A 17,248-nucleotide genomic window follows, 5' to 3' on the forward strand; every position below is an offset into this window, starting at 1 on the left:
GGGCTGCCCCACCCGCTCGGCGCCGCGGGCTCGGCGACGGGTGCGGCCGCGGCCTTGGCCTGACTCGGTCGGGAGAACTTCTGCGCGGCCTTCTTCGGCGCGGCGGCCGGGGGCGGGGTCGCGGGTCCCTTGGTCGCGGCCGCCTTGGCGGCCCCACCCGATCCGGATCCGCCGACTTCCCACTTCACCCCGTGATCCCGGCCCAGCACGGCCCGGACCGCGGACTGCACCGCCTCGACATACTGCGGCTGCGACAACCGCTGCGCCAGCGGCGCGTGCTGATGCGCGAAGACGATCGTCTCGCCCTCGACCCGGGAGACGCTGGCCCCGGACAGCAGCGCGTGCACCGCGGCCCCGAACTCGCGCACCTTGGCCCGGATATCGGCCCACGCCGCCTCGATCTCGGCGAGCACGGCGTCGCCCGCCGCGACGGGCTCGGCGGCGGCAATCGGCTCGGGGGCGGTGACCGGCTCGGGCACAACGGGTTCGGCGACGACCGGCTCGGGTTCCGGCGGGGCCGCCGCGACAACCGGTTCCACGGGTTCGGGTTCGGCGGGAACGGAAACCTGCTGCGCGACTTCGGGTTCCGGCGTCTCGTCGGGCACGACCGCCGCGACGGGAGGCTCCGGCTCCGCGACGGGCGCCTCCGGCGGGACGGGCGGCGCGCTCGGAGCGGGCGGTTCGGCCGCCACCGGCGGGGCCGAAACCTGTTGTGCGGCGGCACGTTCGGCGGGGTGTGCGGGGACCGCCGCGGCGGGCGCGGGCGCGGGAGGCGTCGGCGCTACGGCCGGTTCCGGAGCCGGAGTTACCGGCGCGGGTGCCGTTTCGGCGGCGGGAGCCGCTGGCTCACCGGACTTTTCGGCGCGCATGGCGGCCAGGGCGGCGGCTCCGCGACGGCCGGGAGGCGCGGCGGCCGCCGCGGATGCGGCCGGGGTGGCGGGCGCCTGCTGCGATGCGGCTTGGGCCTGCTGCGGAGCCGCCTGTGCCTGCTGGGTGGCGACCGGGATTGCGCCGCTTGCCATTCGGCGTTCCAGCTGTTCCAGGCGCTGCAGCGTCGCGGTCTCGGCGTCCGAGGCGGCCGGGAGCAGCATGCGGGCGGCGATCACCTCGAGCAGCAGGCGCGGGTTGGTGGCGCCGCGCATATCGCCGAGGCCCTCGTGCAGGAGTTCGGCGTGGCGGGCCAGGGTGGCCGCGCCGAGGCGCTCGGCCTGGGAGCGCATGCGCTCGATGACATCGCCGGGGCCGGTGACCAGGTTGCGGTCGGTGGCGTCGGGGACCGCGCGCAGCAGGATGAGGTCGCGGAGGCGCTCGAGGAGATCGGTGGCGAAGCGGCGGGGGTCGTGGCCCGCCTCGACCACGCGGTCGATGGCGCCGAACAGGGCCGCGCCGTCGGCGGCGACGAGGGATTCGACCGCGTCGTCGATGAGCGCGACGTCGGTGACGCCGAGCAGGGAGACCGCGCGCGGATAGGTGACGCCGTCGGGGCCCGCACCGGCCAGCAGCTGGTCCAGCACGCTGAGGCTGTCGCGCGGGGAACCGCCGCCGGCGCGAATCACCAACGGATACACCGACTCCTCGACCGCCACGTTCTCCTGATCGCAGATCTTGCCGAGCAGGCCGCGCATGGTGGCGGGCGGGAGCAGCCGGAACGGGTAGTGGTGGGTGCGCGAGCGGATGGTCGGCAGCACCTTGTCCGGCTCGGTGGTGGCGAAGACGAAGATGAGGTGGGCGGGCGGCTCCTCCACGATCTTGAGCAGCGCGTTGAAGCCCGCGGTGGTGACCATGTGCGCCTCGTCCACGATGAAGACGCGGTACCGGGATTCGGCCGGGGCGTAGAAGGCGCGGTCGCGCAGTTCGCGGGTGTCGTCCACACCGCCGTGGCTGGCGGCGTCGAGCTCGATGACGTCGAGGTTGCCGGAACCGCCCGGGCCCAGGGCCACACACGACGAGCACACGCCGCAGGGCTTGGAGGTCGGGCCCTCCACACAGTTCAGCGAGCGCGCGAGAATGCGCGCGGACGAGGTCTTGCCGCATCCCCGCGGTCCCGAGAACAGGTACGCATGACTGATCCGCCCGGTGTCGAGCGCGATACTCAGGGGATCGGTGACGTGCTCCTGACCCACCACTTCAGCGAACGTTGCCGGTCGGTACTTCCGGTACAGAGCCACGGGGAGAGGTTACCGGCCGCCACCGACACGGAGCGATTCGCTGCCGAGCCCGCTGGTCTGTGATGCAAATCACATGCATTCCCGGGGCCGGTAGATACCGACCGGACTGAACTCGGAATCCTGCTGATCTTCGCAGCAAATTCTTAGCGTGCTTTTAGAGAGCAAATGCCGAACTCGCCTTACCTGCTACGTCACCAGATACAGACTTGCGTTCTGTTTCAACTCCACAGAGCGGACATAACGATCCGGCCAATCGATGCGGCAAGATCGCAATCGTTTGGCTACCGTGGACATCGGCAACTTCGGTAGCCAAACCTTCATCAGGTTGGTTGCCCCGGCCGGTCCCTCATCCCGACCGGGGCACAACCAAATCTCCCGGAGGAAATGCCCAAGTGCCGTCGATCGACGACATCGCCACAGCCTGGCTCTCCAGCACCGAATTCGCGGGTGACTCCGCCGCCGTCGGATTGCTCAGCAGGGCCATCAATCCGCGCGATTACGACATCAATCGCGACTCGCTACCCGTCTCCGCCGCCGCCGATCCGGCCACCGCGGGCGCCATTCTGGAACTGCTGCAGCGCGGTCAGGTTCCGACCATGGCGGCCATCCGCACCCTCATCGTGCAGAACGACATGCGTGCCGAGGCCGAGCGGATCGAGCGCCTGGGCCGGCGGGCGCAGCGCAGCATCGACGACTTCGGGCGGGTGCTGGCCAAGCTCACCGACGAATACTGGACCGCGCACGGCACCGGCCCGACCCGGCGCGACATCCTGCTCACCGAACCGGTCATCGCCCTGATCCGGGACCGGGTGGGCGAGATCCCGCCGACCGCCATCAAGCATCTGTGGCTGATCGAGCGCGCCCAGCGCGCGGGCTGGATCGCCTACAACGCCACGCCCCGATCCCTGTGTGCCGGAAGGCGTTTCCATGCCGCGCGGTACGGAAACCGGGTATCGCTGCGGCCGGTGAACACCATCGGCACGCTGGTCGCGGCCTATCTGCGGGATCAGGTGGCCGAGCACGGCCGCCCGCCGCGCTGGTCGGTGCTGGCCTACGAATTGCGCGACGACCGCGGCCGCCGGGTGTTCAACGACACAGCCGACGCCCGCGCCCAGCAGCAGTGGCTCGTCACCGCCGAATGGATGGCGCTCGAGGACGGCAATCCGGTGCCCGGCCCGCGCGGATTGCGCGCCTTGGCCAAAAAGGTCAAGAGTTCCCGCAGCTAGAGCTGTTACGGGACGGTTTCCAAACCCGCATATTTGTAACAGCGCCTTAACGTGAGGATTCGGTAACTTCCACGCAACGCGATCACGCGCGGAAGGAGTTACCGCATGACACCCCACCTCGACCCGGCGGCCACGGCCTGGCTCTTGGCCGCCACGGCGCTGGTGCTGCTGATGACGCCGGGCCTGGCGATCTTCTACGGCGGCATGGTGCGCTCCAGCGGTGTGCTCAACATGCTGATGATGAGCTTCATCTCGATTCCGCTGGTGACGGTGGCATGGCTGGTGGGTGGATACAGCCTCTCGTTCGGTGATGACGCGGGCGGCGGAATCATCGGCGACCTCGGGCATTTCGGACTCGCCGGGATCAATCCGGACACGCTGCACGTGGTGGACGCGAAAACCGGTGCGGCGGTGCCGGAGCTGTTGTTCGTCACCTTCCAGCTGACCTTCGCGATCCTGACCGTGGCGCTGATCAGCGGTGCGATCGCCGATCGCGCCAAGTTCTCGGCGTGGATGATCTTCGTGCCGGTGTGGGCGCTCATCGTCTACGCGCCGATCGCGCACTGGGTGTGGACGCCGGACGGCTGGCTGATGCAGCTGGGCGCGCTGGACTACGCGGGCGGTCTGGTGGTCGAGATCGCCTCGGGCGCTTCGGCCTTGGCCATGGCGCTGGTGCTGGGTCCGCGGGTGGGCTTCAAGGTCGATGCCATGCGGCCGCACAATCTGCCGTTCGTGCTGCTGGGCGCGGGTCTGCTGTGGTTCGGCTGGTTCGGGTTCAATGCCGGTTCGGCCCTGTCCGCCAACGGGATCGCCGCGGCGGTGTTCCTGAACACGCTGGTGGCGGGCTGCCTGGGCATGCTGGGCTGGCTGGTGGTGGAGGCGCGCCGCGACGGCAAGCCGACCACCTTCGGCGCGGCCTCGGGCGCGGTGGCCGGTCTGGTCGCCATCACACCGTCCTGCGGTGAGGTGAACACCATCGGCGCGGTGGTGGTCGGCCTGGTGGCGGGCGTGGTGTGTTCGTTCGCGGTGAGCTGGAAGTTCAAGGGCAACTACGACGATTCGCTCGATGTGGTGGGCGTGCACTTCGTCGGCGGCATCGTGGGCACGCTGCTGATCGGCTTGCTGGCCTCCGCGGTGATGACCGGCGGTCCCGAGGGGCTGTTCTACGGCGGCGGGCTGGGTCAGCTGGGCAAGCAGGCGGTGGGTGTGATCACGGTGGCGGCCTTCGCCTTCGGGGTGACGTTCGCGCTGGGCAAGCTGCTCGACAAGACGATCGGATTCCGGGTCAGCCGCGAGGACGAGCTCGGCGGCGTCGACTTCGCGCTGCACGCGGAGACCGCGTACGCCGAAGGCGTGCACGGGCATTCGCCGAACCGCATCGGCAAGCCGCTCGGGCACTGAGCCGGGTCAGTTCACCTTGCTCGCCGGGACGCTGAAGGTGTTGCACTGCATGGCTCGATCCTTGTCGTAGCCGGTCTCGAACCAGGTGCCCATGTTGGACGCGGTGCCGTGATCGCGCATATCGCCGGGCGCGTCGCCGCGGTGGTAGGCGTCATTGCGGGCCACGCCGATCTGGGCGCTGGTCAGCGAGCCGCCGTTGCTCGAGGACGACAGGTACATGCCGTCGAAGCACTGGGCCTGTAATTCGGTGCGGCGGGACAGTTCCAGGCCGAGGTCGCTGCGCGCGCCCGCGTCCCGGCGCTGGGAGTGCACCTTGCCGAGAATGCCGGCCTGGGCCTGGACGTGATGGCCGTATTCGTGGGCGAAGACCGACAGGTACACCACCCAGTTGTTGCCGAACAGATCGGTTTGCAGCTGGCTGATCGGCATATAGATGGTCATATCCGCCGAGCAGTAGAAGGCGGCGAAATTACTGCTGTTGCCGGTGCACAGCGTGGTGATGCCGCTGGTGGTCGCCGAGACCTTCAATTTCGGCGCTTCGAACGGCAGATTCATCTTGTCGAACAATGGTTTCCACGCCGATTGCAGGCAGCTCGCGGCGGTTTCGAAGAACTTGCGCGCCACCTCCACCTGGGTGCTCCACGCGGTGTACGCGCATTTGGCCGGGAGCAGGGTGTAATCGGCGTTGGTGAGCAAGGGATTGTCGGCCGTGGCCTGCACACCGCGGTTCTCGCTGCCGGAATCGCCTGCGTAAGTGGTCTTGACGGTCGAGCCAGCGTTGATGGAGTGCAGGCCGGTGGTGACGGCGGTGCGCAGCAGCACACCGGTGACCACCAGGATCAGGATCACCAGCAGGGCGCCCATCCGGCCGCGGCGCGGCGGCGCGGGGCGGGCCACCGGGATGGCGCCGGTCGGCGGGGCGGCGGCGGGCGGCGGCATGGGTGCGCGATATCCGGGCGCGGCCTGGCCGTAGGGCGACTGACCGTAGCCGGGCGGCGGCGGAAAGCCCTGGCGCGGCGGATAACCCGGGCGGGGCGGCATACCGGGCTGTTGTGGATAAGCCTGCGGCTGTGGATAACCCTGCGGCCGTTGATATCCGGGCGGCGGCGGCATCGGCCGGCCGGGCTGCTGCGGCGGGATCGCGGGGAACTGCTGGGGCACCGGGCGCTGACCCGGGGGCGTCGATCCGTGATCCGACGGTGGGCGAGTCATCCCCCGCACCCCCTAGTTCCTCGCAGATAACCTGACAGCCGCTGAGGAAGAATAGCAAGCTGCCCTAGAGTGCCAGGCATGCAGATTTTTCGGGGGGCCGCCCTGGTGGCGCTGCTGCTGACGGCAGCGGGCCTGGCGGCGCCATCAGCGTGGGCGCAGGCAGCCGGTGTGGATATCACCGCCGACATCAATCTGGGCGACGACGGTCTGCTACGGGTCACCGAAACGGTGAAAGTGCCGGAGGGCGGGGATTTCCGGCAGGCCGTGCCGTTGCGGGTGCAGGTGGGAACCGGCGTGCAGCGCAATTTCGAGGTGACCGATGTTTCCGCCGAGGGCGACGGCGAGGCGAATGTCGCCGATGACATCTTCACCGTGCACGCGCGGCCCGGTTCGGCGACCTTCAAATACACCGTCCACAACACCGTCAGCGATGCCACGGGCGCGCAGGTGTTCCAGTGGACCGGTGTGCTGAATACCGATGTGGCGTCGATCAATGCGACGGTGTCGAGCCCGAGTTTCCGCATGGGCATCACCAAGTGCACCGTCGGCCCGCCCGGAAATCCCCAGGACTGCGCCGATATTCGGGTCGAGCCGGACGGTTTCGCGCATCTGGAGAAGACGGATCTGCACAAGGGCGACATTCTCGATGTGACGCTGCAGCTGCCGCCGAACACCGTGAAGGCCAATGCCGATGTCCGGGATGACAACGCGCCCAATGCCTTCTCGCTGACCGGGCCGGTGTTCGCCGCGTTCGGGGTGCTGCTCGCGGCGCTGGCCGCGGCGGCCGGATACGTGCTGTGGTCGCGGCGTACCGCCGATTCGGCCCCGGCCGGGGGCGAGGCGCTGGATCCGCTGGTGCGCCAGGGCGATCACGTCCAGTTCACCTCTCCGGACGGCATGCTGCCGAGCACGGCCGGACTGCTGCTGGACGGGCACGCCGACGTGCCGGACATGGCGTCCACGGTGGTGGATCTGGCGGTGCGCAACTATCTCTGGGTGAGCGCGGTCGGCGATTCGGATTGGCGCTTCTCCCGGGTGAATCCGCCGGACGCTCAGCTGAGCGGCTACGAGCGCGCGGTCTACGCGGCCCTGATTCCCGAGGGCGCCGATTCGGTGCTGCTCTCCGAACTTCGCGGCAAGGTCGACGCGAACGCGGTGCGCCGCGCCCTGATCGACGACGCGGTGGCGGCCGGCGTGTTCGTCGACCGCACCCGGCGCGGTTTCGAATTCTGGCTCGGGGCGGGACTGATCCTGCTCGGCGTGATCGCGACCGTGGTGCTGGCGCTGGGCCCGCAGCGGCACGCGCTGGTCGGTGCGGCCATCGCCCTGGGCGGTGTGGCGGCGCTGCTGCTCCCCCGCTACCTGCCGTCCCGCACGGCGCTGGGCCGGGAGTTGACGGCGCAGGTGCGGGCCATGCTGCGGGGCCTGGACGCGATTGCGCCGCAGCGGGTTCCGGCCGCCGATCAGGAGCTGGTGTTCTCGCGGGCGCTGCCGTTCCTGGTGGCGGCACGGCGCGGCGATCAGTGGGTGCGCGCCTTCCGCGATCTGGATCCGACCGCGGACGGGAGTCCCGGGCTGTACTGGTTCGGCGGCTTCGAGGGCGATCGGCGTCTGCACCGTTTCGGCGCGCACTTCCCGTATTTCATCACCGCCGTCGAAGGGCTGTTCCGGACCTCCGAACAGGGCTGACACCGGTGGATCGACCGATATGCCGACCGATGCGCAGAGCACCGCGGGCGGCTATTGTCGCGCCAGTGAGCAATCTTTCAGCAATTCTGCTGGCCGCGCCGATCACACTCAGACTCCGATGACCGATCGCCATCTCGCACTCAATGCCCAGGACCTGCGGTATCCCACCGCGATTCGCAATACCGACGGTGGTTTCGGCCGGGCCGTGCGGGTGCGCACCACGGCGCTGCGGCAGGACTATCTGACTCAGAATCCGCACGCGGTGCTCGCCGATGTGGCCTGGTGCTCGCGCGCCATCGCCGGATATCTGAGCCTGGATGACCTGCGCGGCGATTCGATTCCGTTGCGGCGGGCGGTCGCGGATGCGGCCGTGGCGCAAACGGCCCGCCTGCGGTCGGTGCTGCGGCCCGCCGGGCAGGAGCCGGTCGAGGTGACGCTCAACGCGGAACAGTGGTCGGTTCCGGCCACCGGCGGCCTGGTCCCACCGCCGACCATCGCCGATGTGCTGAGCGGTCTGTGGCCCGCGCTGATCGGGCGCGACGGCGAACTGCTCGCCTTCCTGCTGGGTTCGACCGGCGCCCAGGGTTATCCGCTGTCCGCGACCACCCGCACCGGGGATCCGCGGGAGCGCTGCCTGTACCTCTGGGCCGATGCCTGGCAGCGGGTGTGGACCGGCGATCCGGCGGCCGAGACGATCCTCGTCGACGGCATCGAGGCCGCCGTGGACGCCCAGGCCGGCGCCGAGGACGATTACCCGCTCACCATCGCGTACTTCGCGCTGTGCCTGCTGGACGCGGTCGCCCGCAATGAGCCCGCCGAGTTCGACACCGCACTGTTCGAGGGCCTGGAATTCCATCGGCGCTACTGGGATACACCGCAGCGCTGGGTGGATCCGGAGGGCTTCATCGCCTGGCCGCTGCTCGCGGTGGCCTGCCTGGCCGTGGATCGCGGCATGCGCCCGGGCGTCGCGACCGGCTATCTGCCCGTCGGACTGCTGTACCGGCAGGCGTGACCCGGCGCAGCCACCCGCATAACCCGCTCAGCCGCCCGCATGCACGGCGAGCGCGCGACGCGCGTAGGCGCGGACATCGGCATCGCCGTCGGTTAGGGCTGTTTCGAGTGCGCTACGGGCGGCGGCGGATTCGGGCCAGGCGCTCAGGGTGAGCACCGCCGCCTTGCGGATATCGGGGTGGATATCGGCTAGGGCGGTGGTGAGCGGCTCGGCGGCCCGCTCGGGGGTCAGTGCCGCCAGCCCGCGGGCCGCGCCCTCGCGAATCTGCCAGGCCGAATCACCCAGTGCGGCGGTCAATGTCGCGGCGTCCGCGTCATCGCCGAGGCGAGCCAGGGCGGTGAGCGCGGCGGCGCGGACCAGCGGATCACGGTCGCCGACCAGGGCGCGGAGGGTGTCCGCGCCGCCGAGCCCGACGGTGGCCAGGCCGCGCGCGGCGGCAATGCGGACCTCGCGGTTGTCGTCGTGGGCGGCGGTGGTGAGCGCGGACCAATCATCCAGGGACACCAGGGCATTCACCGCCTGGACCCGGACGCGATGATCGGTGTCGACGGCGGCCTTGGCGAAGAGTTCGGGGGTGCCGGAGCGCAGGGCGCGGGACAGGTCCACCACGGCCGCCCGGACCAGCGGGTCCGGGGAATCCGCATGGTCCGCGAGACCCGTTGCCGCGGGCAGGATTTCGGCGAGCTCCCGCAGACCCGACACGGCGACGGCGCGCACCTCGGCGTCCTCGTCGGCGAGCGCGGCGATCAGCGGGTCGGCGAAACCGTCGGGGGTGTTCTCGGTGAGCACCGAGAGCGCGGTGGCCCGCACGCGCGGATCGGCATCGGATAGGAAGGACTCCAGATCCGCGAGCCCGGGCGAATCCAGGCTCAACACCAGCGCGATGCGCGGGGCCACGATCTCCTTGGGCGAACCCGAGGCGGCGGCGCGGGAGCGGAGGTCCGCGCCGATGTTGGGCGGCGTTCCGACCAGGGCGGGCTGGGCCACCGGGATGGCGGCGGTCTCGGCCGAAGGCAGCTCGTCCAGTCCCGGGACCGGCACGAAATAGGGTGCGACAGGACGCTTCAGGAATTCCATCCGCCCGTCCGCGCCCTTGCGCAGGTTCAGGTGGTACCGCCATTCGATATCGTCGCGCTCGGGCAGGTCGGCACGCTCGTGGTAGAGGCCCCAACGGGATTCGGTCCGGGTGAGTGAGGACCGGGCGGCCATTTCCGCGCAGTCGCGAATGAAGCTGACTTCCGCGCAGCGCATGAGTTCGTGCGGGGTGCGCGCGCCCATCGACGTGAGGTCCTCGCGCATGCGGTCGAAGGTCTCGATGGCGAGGGAGAGCTTGGTGGCCGTCTTGGGCGGGGCCACATAGTCGTTCACGAAGCGCCGCAGCTTGTATTCGACCTGCGGCTGCGGCGGGCCGTCGGGATTGCTCAGCGGCCGGTAGACGAGTTCGTGCGCGGCGGCCAGCTGGTCGGCGGGCAGGTCGCCCGGGGCGGGCAGGTCGGCGAGGGTGCCCGCGGCGTGCGCTCCGGCCAGGTCGCCGTAGACGAACGCGCCGATCATGTAGTTATGCGGCACGCAGGCCAGGTCGCCCGCGGCGTAGAGGCCGGGGACGGTGGTGCGGGCGTGCTCGTCGACCCACACGCCGGAGGCGGAATGCCCGCTGCACAACCCGATTTCGGAGATGTGCATCTCGATGTCGTGGCTGCGGTAGTCGTGGCCGCGATTGGCGTGGAAGGTGCCGCGGGTGGGCCGCTCGGTGGTGTGCAGGATGCCCTCGAGCGCCTCGAGGGTCTCCTCGGGCAGGTGTGAGACCTTGAGATAGATGGGGCCGCGCGCGGATTCGATCTCCCGCTTCACCTCGGCCATCATCTGGCCCGACCAGTAGTCGGAGTCCACGAAGCGCTCGCCGAGCGCGTTGACCTGGTAGCCGCCGAACGGATTGGCCACGTACGCGCAGGCCGGGCCGTTGTAATCCTTGATGAGCGGATTGATCTGGAAGCATTCGATGCCGGAGAGCTCCGCGCCCGCGTGGTAGGCCATGGCGTACCCGTCGCCCGCATTGGTCGGGTTCTCGTAGGTGCCGTAGAGATATCCGGAGGCGGGCAGTCCGAGGCGGCCGCACGGACCGGTGGCCAGGATGACGGCCTTCGCGCCGACGGCGACGAATTCGCCTGTGCGCGTGTTCAAGGCGGCCGCGCCGACCGCGCGCCCGTTCTCGGTGAGCACCCGCACCGGCATGAGCCGGTTCTCGATCCGGATGCGCTCGCGCATGCTGCGTTGCCGCAGCACGCGATACAGCGCCTTCTTGACGTCCTTGCCCTCCGGCATGGGCAGCACATAGGACCCCGACCGGTGCACCCGCCGCACGGCGTACTCCCCGTAGGCGTCCTTCTCGAACTTCACCCCGTACCGCTCGAGCCGCTGCACCATGGCGAAGCCGCGGGTGGCGGTCTGATAGATGGTGCGCTGGTTGACGATTCCGTCATTGGCGCGGGTGATCTCGGCGACGTAGTCCTCGGGTTCGGCCTTGCCGGGGATGACGGCATTGTTGACGCCGTCCATGCCCATGGCCAGCGCGCCGGAGTGGCGGACGTGCGCCTTCTCCAGCAGCAGCACGTTCGCGCCCGCCTCGGCGGCGGTGAGCGCGGCCATGGTGCCCGCGGTGCCGCCGCCGATGACCAGGACGTCGCAGTCCAGGCGGGTGGTGTCGGCGAGATCTGGGATGTCCATCAGTGCGTTGCCTCCGTGAGCTCGCCCGAATGATCGAGGGCGGCAATGATTTCGGTGCGCAGGGCGGAGCGGTCGACGCCGGATTCGCGCGGCCGGGGAACCTCGAGCAGGGCGCGCAGCGGCGCTCCCGCGCGGCCGAGCACGGCGATCCGGTCGCCGATCAGCAGCGCCTCGTCCACGTCGTGGGTGACGAAGACGACGGTGGTCGGGTGCGCCCGCCAGGTGTCGATGAGCAAGCGCTGCATGGTGTTCCGGGTCTGAGCGTCGAGTGCGCCGAAGGGTTCGTCCATCATGACCGCGCGCGGCGCGCCCGCCAGCCCGCGGGCCAGCTGCACGCGCTGGCGCATGCCGCCGGACAGCGATTTGGGCAGGAAGTCGGCGAAGCCGGTGAGCCCGATCTCGGCGATCCAGCGGTCGGCCAGCGCTCGCCGTCCGGCGCGTGGCTCACCCCGAAGCTTCAGCGCCAGTTCGATATTGGCCCGCACCGTCTTCCACGGCAGCAGCGCGTTGTCCTGGAAGACGACGGCGCGGTCTCGGTCGGTGCCCGTGACCGGGATGCCGTCGGCCAGGACCCGCCCCGAATCCGGCCGCAGCAGCCCGGCCAGGGCGCGCAGCACGGTGGACTTCCCGCAGCCCGAGGGCCCGGTGAGGATCAGGATCTCGCCGGGCCGCACCGTCAGCGACAGGTCGGCGATCACCGGCGCGCCCGTGTACGAGAGCCCGACCCGATCCAGGGTCAGATCGATTCCGGCCGTGCTCATTTCACGGTCTCCTCACCCCGGGGCAGCCAGTGCGTGACCCGCCGCCCGATCAGTTCGACGGCGGCCGAGGTGCCGTAGCCGAGCACGCCGATGGTGATGATCCCGACGAATACGCCCGGATAGTCGACGATCGTGTACGCCTGCCAGGTCCGATAACCGACACCCAGCCGCCCCGAGATCATCTCGGCCGACACCACGCAGATCCAGGCCACACCGATCCCGGTCGAGAGCCCGCCGAAGACGCCGGGCAGGCTGCCCGGCAGCACGACCCGCCACAGCACGTCCCAGCGCGTGCCGCCCTGGGTGCGCACCGATTCCTCCCAGATGGTCGGCAGCGCCCGCACCGCGTGCCGGGTGGCGACCATGATCGGGAAATACGCGGCCAGGAAGGTGATGAACACGATTCCGGCCTCGTCGTCCGGGAACAGCAGAATGGCGACCGGCACGATGGCGATGGCCGGAATCGGCCGGGCCAGCTCGGTGAGCGGGCCCACGATATCGGCGAACCAGCGCGAACGCCCCAGTGCCACACCGCTGGCCACGCCCAGCAGCGCCGCCAGCCCGAATCCGGTGAGGATCCGGATGAGCGATTGCCCGAGGTCGAGATAGTAGGTGTCGGTGCCGAGCTGATGCCGGAACGCCCGCACGATCTGGGTGACGGTCGGCAGCGTGTCGAACCGCACCCAGAGCCGAATATGGTTGGCGGTCAGGAATTCCCAGACGCCCACGGCCGCCAGCACCGACAGCAGCCGAACGGTACGAGACCGCCACAGCGCGCGGCCGCCCCGCGATCGGTGTGCGCGCGGCTCTACCGGGACGGCGGCCGGGACCGCCGCCTCCAGCGCCACGGCCGCGGCACTCATACCCGGACCTCGTTGACGGCCTGCTCGAACGAAATGCTCACGCCTGACGGGTGTTTGGCCAGGTAGCGCTGGGCGGCCGCCGCGGTGGTGAAGGGCAGATAGGTGTCACCGTCACGGACCCACAGCGCCTTGTCGGCGAACCAGCGGGTGCCGAGTTCGGCGTCGGCGATGTAGGCGGTGCGGACCGTCTTGCCCTGAGCCCGAGCCTGTTTGACGGCGGCCAGCAGCGCGGTGGCGTCGGCCGTCGGCTGCGTGGTGTTCTGTCCGGCGAGCCACAGTTCACCGCCGGTGCCCGGTAGCGGGTTGGCGGTGTTCGCGAGTTCGGCGTCGTAGTTCAGCCCGCGTTCCTGATACACCTTCTTCAGGGCGGCCGGGTCGACGAACTTGTCGATATCAAGTTCGGCGAAGTCGCCGATCGACTTCAGGTATGACACATCGCCTTTGAGCGCGCTGATGAGCGAGGGCTTCAGCGTGGTGTCGAAGGAGGTGCCGCCGGGCCCGTTGTAGAGGTACACGACCTCCGGCGCCAGCCCGGCGCTGTCGGCGACCACCTGCGCCGCTTCCAGGGGATGCTGGTGGATGAAGTCGGTGGCGTCGAGCTGGGCCTGCAGGAAGGCGTCGAGCACCTCCGGGTGCTGCCCCGCGTAGTCGCGGCGGGCCACCACGCCGTGGAAGGTCGGCACGTTCAGTTCCGCGCCGTCGTAGAGCAGCTTGGCCTTGTTCTGGAAGACCAGCAGCCCGGGCCAGGCCACGAACTGCGACAGTGCCGCCACCTGACCGGATTCCAGTGCGGAGGAACCGATCTGGGGCTGCTGGTTGAGCACCTCGACCCCGGACTTGGGATCGATGCCCGCCCGGCTCAGCGCCTGCACGAGCGTGCCGTGCCCGGCGGAGCCGACGCTGGCCGAGATCTTCTGCCCGGCAAGGTCGTTGATGGTCTGCGCCTTGGAATCGGGCGCGACCACCACCATGTTCAGCGCACCCTTGGGGTTGTAGCCGGTAACGGAGACCAGCTCGGTCTTGGACCGCTCATTGGCCTGGGTGCGGGAGCCGTTGATGAGCAGCGGGTAATCGCCCATCGAGCCGATGTCGATCTTCTCGGCCACCATCTGCGCGGTGATGGGCGCACCGGTGTCGTAGTCCTGCCACTCGACCTGATACTTCTTGCCGCCCAGTGCGTTCAGGCGCTGCTCCAGGAAACCCCTGGCCTTCAACAGGGTTCCGGCGGTGACGGTATTGATGGTCTTGGACTGGTAGCCGATGACGACCTTGACGGTGTCACCGCCGCCGGTGCTCTCCAGCGAGCAGCCGGAGGCGGTCAGGGCGAGGGTGGCGGCAATGGCCGCGGTGGCCAGGCGGGCGGGGTAGAGCTTCATGGGTTTTCCTCAACGCAGCAGGTAGGGCATATTGACGGTGACCGCGCCGGTGGGACAGCGCGCGGCGCACGGGCCGCAGTACCAGCACTCGTCGACGTGCATGTACGCCTTGCCGTTGTCCGGATTGATCGCCAGCGAATCCAGCGGGCAGATCTCCACGCACAGCGTGCAGCCCTGGATGCACAGCGATTCGTCGATGGTCACCGGGACATCGGCCCGCTGTTCGACCATGGCCATCTACGTCAACCTCCAGTCGGTGCCCGCGTCGGGGCCGGGTGCGCGCTCGGGCGGCCGGATCAGGCTGCCGCGCATGGTGATCCGGTCCCCGCGCATGCGGATGTATTCCAGGTCGACCGGGCGGCCGTCCCCGAGTCTGGTGAGCCGCTCGAGCAGCAGCAGGGCGCCGCCCTCGGGCATCTGCAGGGTCATGGCGGAGTGGGCGTCGGCGGTGATGGCCTCGAGCGCGAGGTCGGCGGAGCCGAGCGGGCCGCCGCCGAGCTGCTCGATGAGCGCGAAGACGTCATTGGTCTCGAGGTCGCGGGCCATCACCTCCGCGCCGATGTCCGGGACCAGGTAGGTGAGGTCCAGGCTCAGCGGCAGGTCACCCAGGTAACGGAGTCGCTCTATATAGACGGCCTGCTCGCCGGGTTCGAGCCGCAGCTTGCGCGCGACGGCGGGCGGCGGGGTGAGGCGGCGGGCGGCGCGCACCTCGTTGCGGACCTCGCCGTGACCGCGCAGCGTCTCCCTCAGTCCGAGCAGGGCGTCGAGGCCGTGGTCGTACTTGCGCTGGGCGACGTGGGTGCCGACCTTCGGGGCCCGTTCGATCAGCCCCTCATCCTTCAACAGCGCCAGCGCGTCGCGAACTGTGTTGCGCGACACGCTGAACTCCGCGGCGAGCGCGGACTCCGACGGCAGCGCCCGATCGAAGGCGCCCGTGTGGATCTGCTGACGCAGCACATCGGCGACCTGGCGGGCGCGATCGGCCCGGCGTTCGGGGGCGCGCAGCGGTACCGGTTCCGGCGACACCTCGACTCCTTTCCACGCCTTTGACCTGGGGTTTCAGGAAGAGTAGCGGCGGAAAGCGGTGCGGGCCAGGCGCTCACGGCGGGGGCCCGGGAGGCGGTGCGGAATTACGCCGCCACGGCTCTCGCGTGGCCTGCCGAAATGTCGGCGAACACGGATATTGCGCCACCCCGGGCGCTTCGGACGGGCTTGAAATCAGGGTGATCGGAATGCGTGGAGCAGGGCCGAAAGCCGCTACGGCTTCCGTTCACCGTGATCGGAATGATACTTTGATCCCATGTCTGCCAATCGCCCTCTCTCCGCGCCGCGGGTCACCTATGTGACCGTCGCGCTGGGCGTTCGGCTGCCGCGGCAACGGGAACTGTGTTGTCCCTGCCGTCCCGCAGCCGAGTTCTGAGCCCGATCGTCCGAGCGTCACCGCTCCCGCGAATCCGGGTTCCTCGCTGCACAGCCGATACCTCCATGTAGGCATTCGTCCCCCCTGTGCCAGGCGGGACCGCAGCAAGGATTCCCACAGTGTCCAGCCCCACGCTCGAACGTCCCCATAACGCCGTTTCCACCGCCACCGCGCGGTTGGCTCCGGCCCGCCCGGCGGTCCCACCGGAACTGCGCATCACCGACAACCCGGCGGCCGCGGTCCTCCGCGCCGCCACCCGCGGCCCGATCTTCCGCGATGTCGCCGCCCAGGCCACCGGCCTGAGCATCGCCACCGTGAATCGCCAAGTGTCCGCGCTGCTTTCGGCCGGGCTGCTGCGCGAGCGCGCCGATCTGACCGCGTCCGGCGCGGTGGGCCGCCCGCGCGTGCCGTTCGAGGTCGACACCGACTCGTACGTGACGCTGGGTGTGCACATCGGCTTCACCGTCACCCGCATCGTGGCCGCCGACCTGTCCGGCCGCATTCTGGGCGGACTCGAAATCGCCACTCCCCAAACGACTCAGGACGCGGCGCTGACCATAGTGGCCCGCAGCGCCAAGGCGTTCCTGGACCGGCTGCCGCGGCGCAAGCCGCTGTGGACCGGTGTGGCGCTGGCGGGCCGGGTCGATCCCGCCGCGGGCGTGGTCGACCATCCCCGGCTGGGCTGGCAGGCCGCGCCGGTGGCGGCGGTCTTCAGCAGCGTGCTGGATCTGCCGGTCTCGGTGTCGGCGCATGTCGAGGCGATGGCGGCGGCGGAACTGCTGCTCGCACCGCGCGATCCGGCCGAGGAGGCCCGGCCGGGCAGCAGCCTGTTCGTCTACGCCCGCGAAACCGCCGGTGTGGCAGTGACTCTGCACGATCGGGTGCACACGCCCACCAATGGCCCGGGTTCGATCGCGCACCTGCCGACCGGCTCGGATGTGGATTGCACCTGCGGCCGGCGCGGCTGCTTGGAGGCCGCCATCGGTGAGCGCGCCCTGCTGGAGCGCGCCGTGCGCAAGGGCGTGCTGCCCAAGCCGGAGGCCCCGCGCCGCCCGGCCGTGACCGACCTGTACCGCGCCGCCGACTCGGGCAACACCGCCGCCCGCGACCTGCTCATCGAGCGGGCCGAGATCCTGGGCCGCACCGCGGCGCTGGTGCGCGACATGTTCAACCCGGACCGGGTGGTGCTGGGCGGGCAGGCCTTCACCGGCTGGCGGCCCGGCATGGAGCGGGTGGCCAAGGCCTTCGCGGAATCGACCACGCTGCCCGCGGCAGACCTGCGGATCAGCCGATTCGGCGGCCGGGTGCAGGAATTCGCGGCGGCGGTCACCTCGGTGAGCGTGTTCTACGCCGATCCGCTCTCGGCCATGCGCCGGGCCACGCGGTCGCGCTAGCC

General features: G+C 70.0%; 13 protein-coding genes. 5 read left to right on the plus strand and 8 right to left on the minus strand.

The window, feature by feature from the left end:
* The coding region (locus tag ACAM49_RS09815) for a DNA polymerase III subunit gamma and tau (RefSeq protein WP_369635146.1) at window positions 1–2,168 on the minus strand (2,168 nt) is incomplete at its 3' end.
* A gap of 392 nt (window positions 2,169–2,560) precedes the next feature.
* Here ACAM49_RS09815 and ACAM49_RS09820 point away from each other — a divergent pair.
* On the plus strand, window positions 2,561–3,394 hold the full coding sequence (locus ACAM49_RS09820; protein WP_369635147.1) for a hypothetical protein: 834 nt from the start codon (window positions 2,561–2,563) through the stop codon (window positions 3,392–3,394).
* Between the two features lie 105 nt (window positions 3,395–3,499).
* Window positions 3,500–4,795, plus strand: coding sequence for an ammonium transporter (locus tag ACAM49_RS09825; protein WP_369635148.1), 1,296 nt, complete (start codon window positions 3,500–3,502; stop codon window positions 4,793–4,795).
* A gap of 6 nt (window positions 4,796–4,801) precedes the next feature.
* Here the strand turns inward: ACAM49_RS09825 and ACAM49_RS09830 are convergent, their stop codons facing one another.
* Entirely contained in the window at window positions 4,802–6,007 is a 1,206-nt protein-coding gene (locus ACAM49_RS09830) for a neutral zinc metallopeptidase (protein WP_369635149.1), read from the minus strand.
* Between the two features lie 78 nt (window positions 6,008–6,085).
* Between ACAM49_RS09830 and ACAM49_RS09835 the strand changes: the two genes are divergently transcribed.
* Both ACAM49_RS09835 and ACAM49_RS09840 read left to right on the plus strand, forming a co-directional pair.
* A complete protein-coding gene (locus ACAM49_RS09835; protein ID WP_369635150.1) occupies window positions 6,086–7,696 on the plus strand; it encodes a DUF2207 domain-containing protein in 1,611 nt (536 codons plus the stop codon).
* Window positions 7,697–7,814: 118 nt separating this feature from the next.
* The gene (locus ACAM49_RS09840; protein ID WP_369635151.1) at window positions 7,815–8,708 is read left to right on the plus strand and encodes an immunity 49 family protein; all 894 of its coding nucleotides are present in this window, start codon (window positions 7,815–7,817) and stop codon (window positions 8,706–8,708) included.
* A 27-nt stretch (window positions 8,709–8,735) separates the two neighbouring features.
* Here the strand turns inward: ACAM49_RS09840 and ACAM49_RS09845 are convergent, their stop codons facing one another.
* From ACAM49_RS09845 to ACAM49_RS09870, 6 genes are read right to left on the minus strand one after another with little or no spacing between them, the layout of a single operon-like run.
* A complete protein-coding gene (locus ACAM49_RS09845) occupies window positions 8,736–11,432 on the minus strand; it encodes a fumarate reductase/succinate dehydrogenase flavoprotein subunit (protein WP_369635152.1) in 2,697 nt (898 codons plus the stop codon).
* Entirely contained in the window at window positions 11,432–12,193 is a 762-nt protein-coding gene (locus ACAM49_RS09850) for an ABC transporter ATP-binding protein (RefSeq protein ID WP_369635153.1), read from the minus strand. Before ACAM49_RS09850 ends, ACAM49_RS09845 begins: the two co-directional genes overlap by 1 nt.
* Complete coding sequence (locus ACAM49_RS09855) at window positions 12,190–13,056, minus strand: ABC transporter permease (RefSeq protein ID WP_369635154.1); 867 nt, start codon at window positions 13,054–13,056, stop codon at window positions 12,190–12,192. The genes ACAM49_RS09850 and ACAM49_RS09855 overlap by 4 nt, the downstream gene beginning before the upstream one ends.
* A complete protein-coding gene (locus ACAM49_RS09860; protein ID WP_369635155.1) occupies window positions 13,053–14,432 on the minus strand; it encodes an ABC transporter substrate-binding protein in 1,380 nt (459 codons plus the stop codon). Before ACAM49_RS09860 ends, ACAM49_RS09855 begins: the two co-directional genes overlap by 4 nt.
* Window positions 14,433–14,441: 9 nt before the next feature.
* On the minus strand, window positions 14,442–14,669 hold the full coding sequence (locus tag ACAM49_RS09865; protein ID WP_326310131.1) for a ferredoxin family protein: 228 nt from the start codon (window positions 14,667–14,669) through the stop codon (window positions 14,442–14,444).
* Entirely contained in the window at window positions 14,670–15,458 is a 789-nt protein-coding gene (locus ACAM49_RS09870; protein WP_369635156.1) for a GntR family transcriptional regulator, read from the minus strand. It abuts the gene before it with no gap.
* A 513-nt stretch (window positions 15,459–15,971) separates the two neighbouring features.
* Between ACAM49_RS09870 and ACAM49_RS09875 the strand changes: the two genes are divergently transcribed.
* Complete coding sequence (locus tag ACAM49_RS09875) at window positions 15,972–17,246, plus strand: ROK family protein (RefSeq protein ID WP_369635157.1); 1,275 nt, start codon at window positions 15,972–15,974, stop codon at window positions 17,244–17,246.
* Window positions 17,247–17,248: the final 2 nt, after the last annotated feature.

The sequence above is a fragment of the Nocardia sp. JMUB6875 genome (genome assembly GCF_041154655.1).
Classification (GTDB): domain Bacteria; phylum Actinomycetota; class Actinomycetes; order Mycobacteriales; family Mycobacteriaceae; genus Nocardia.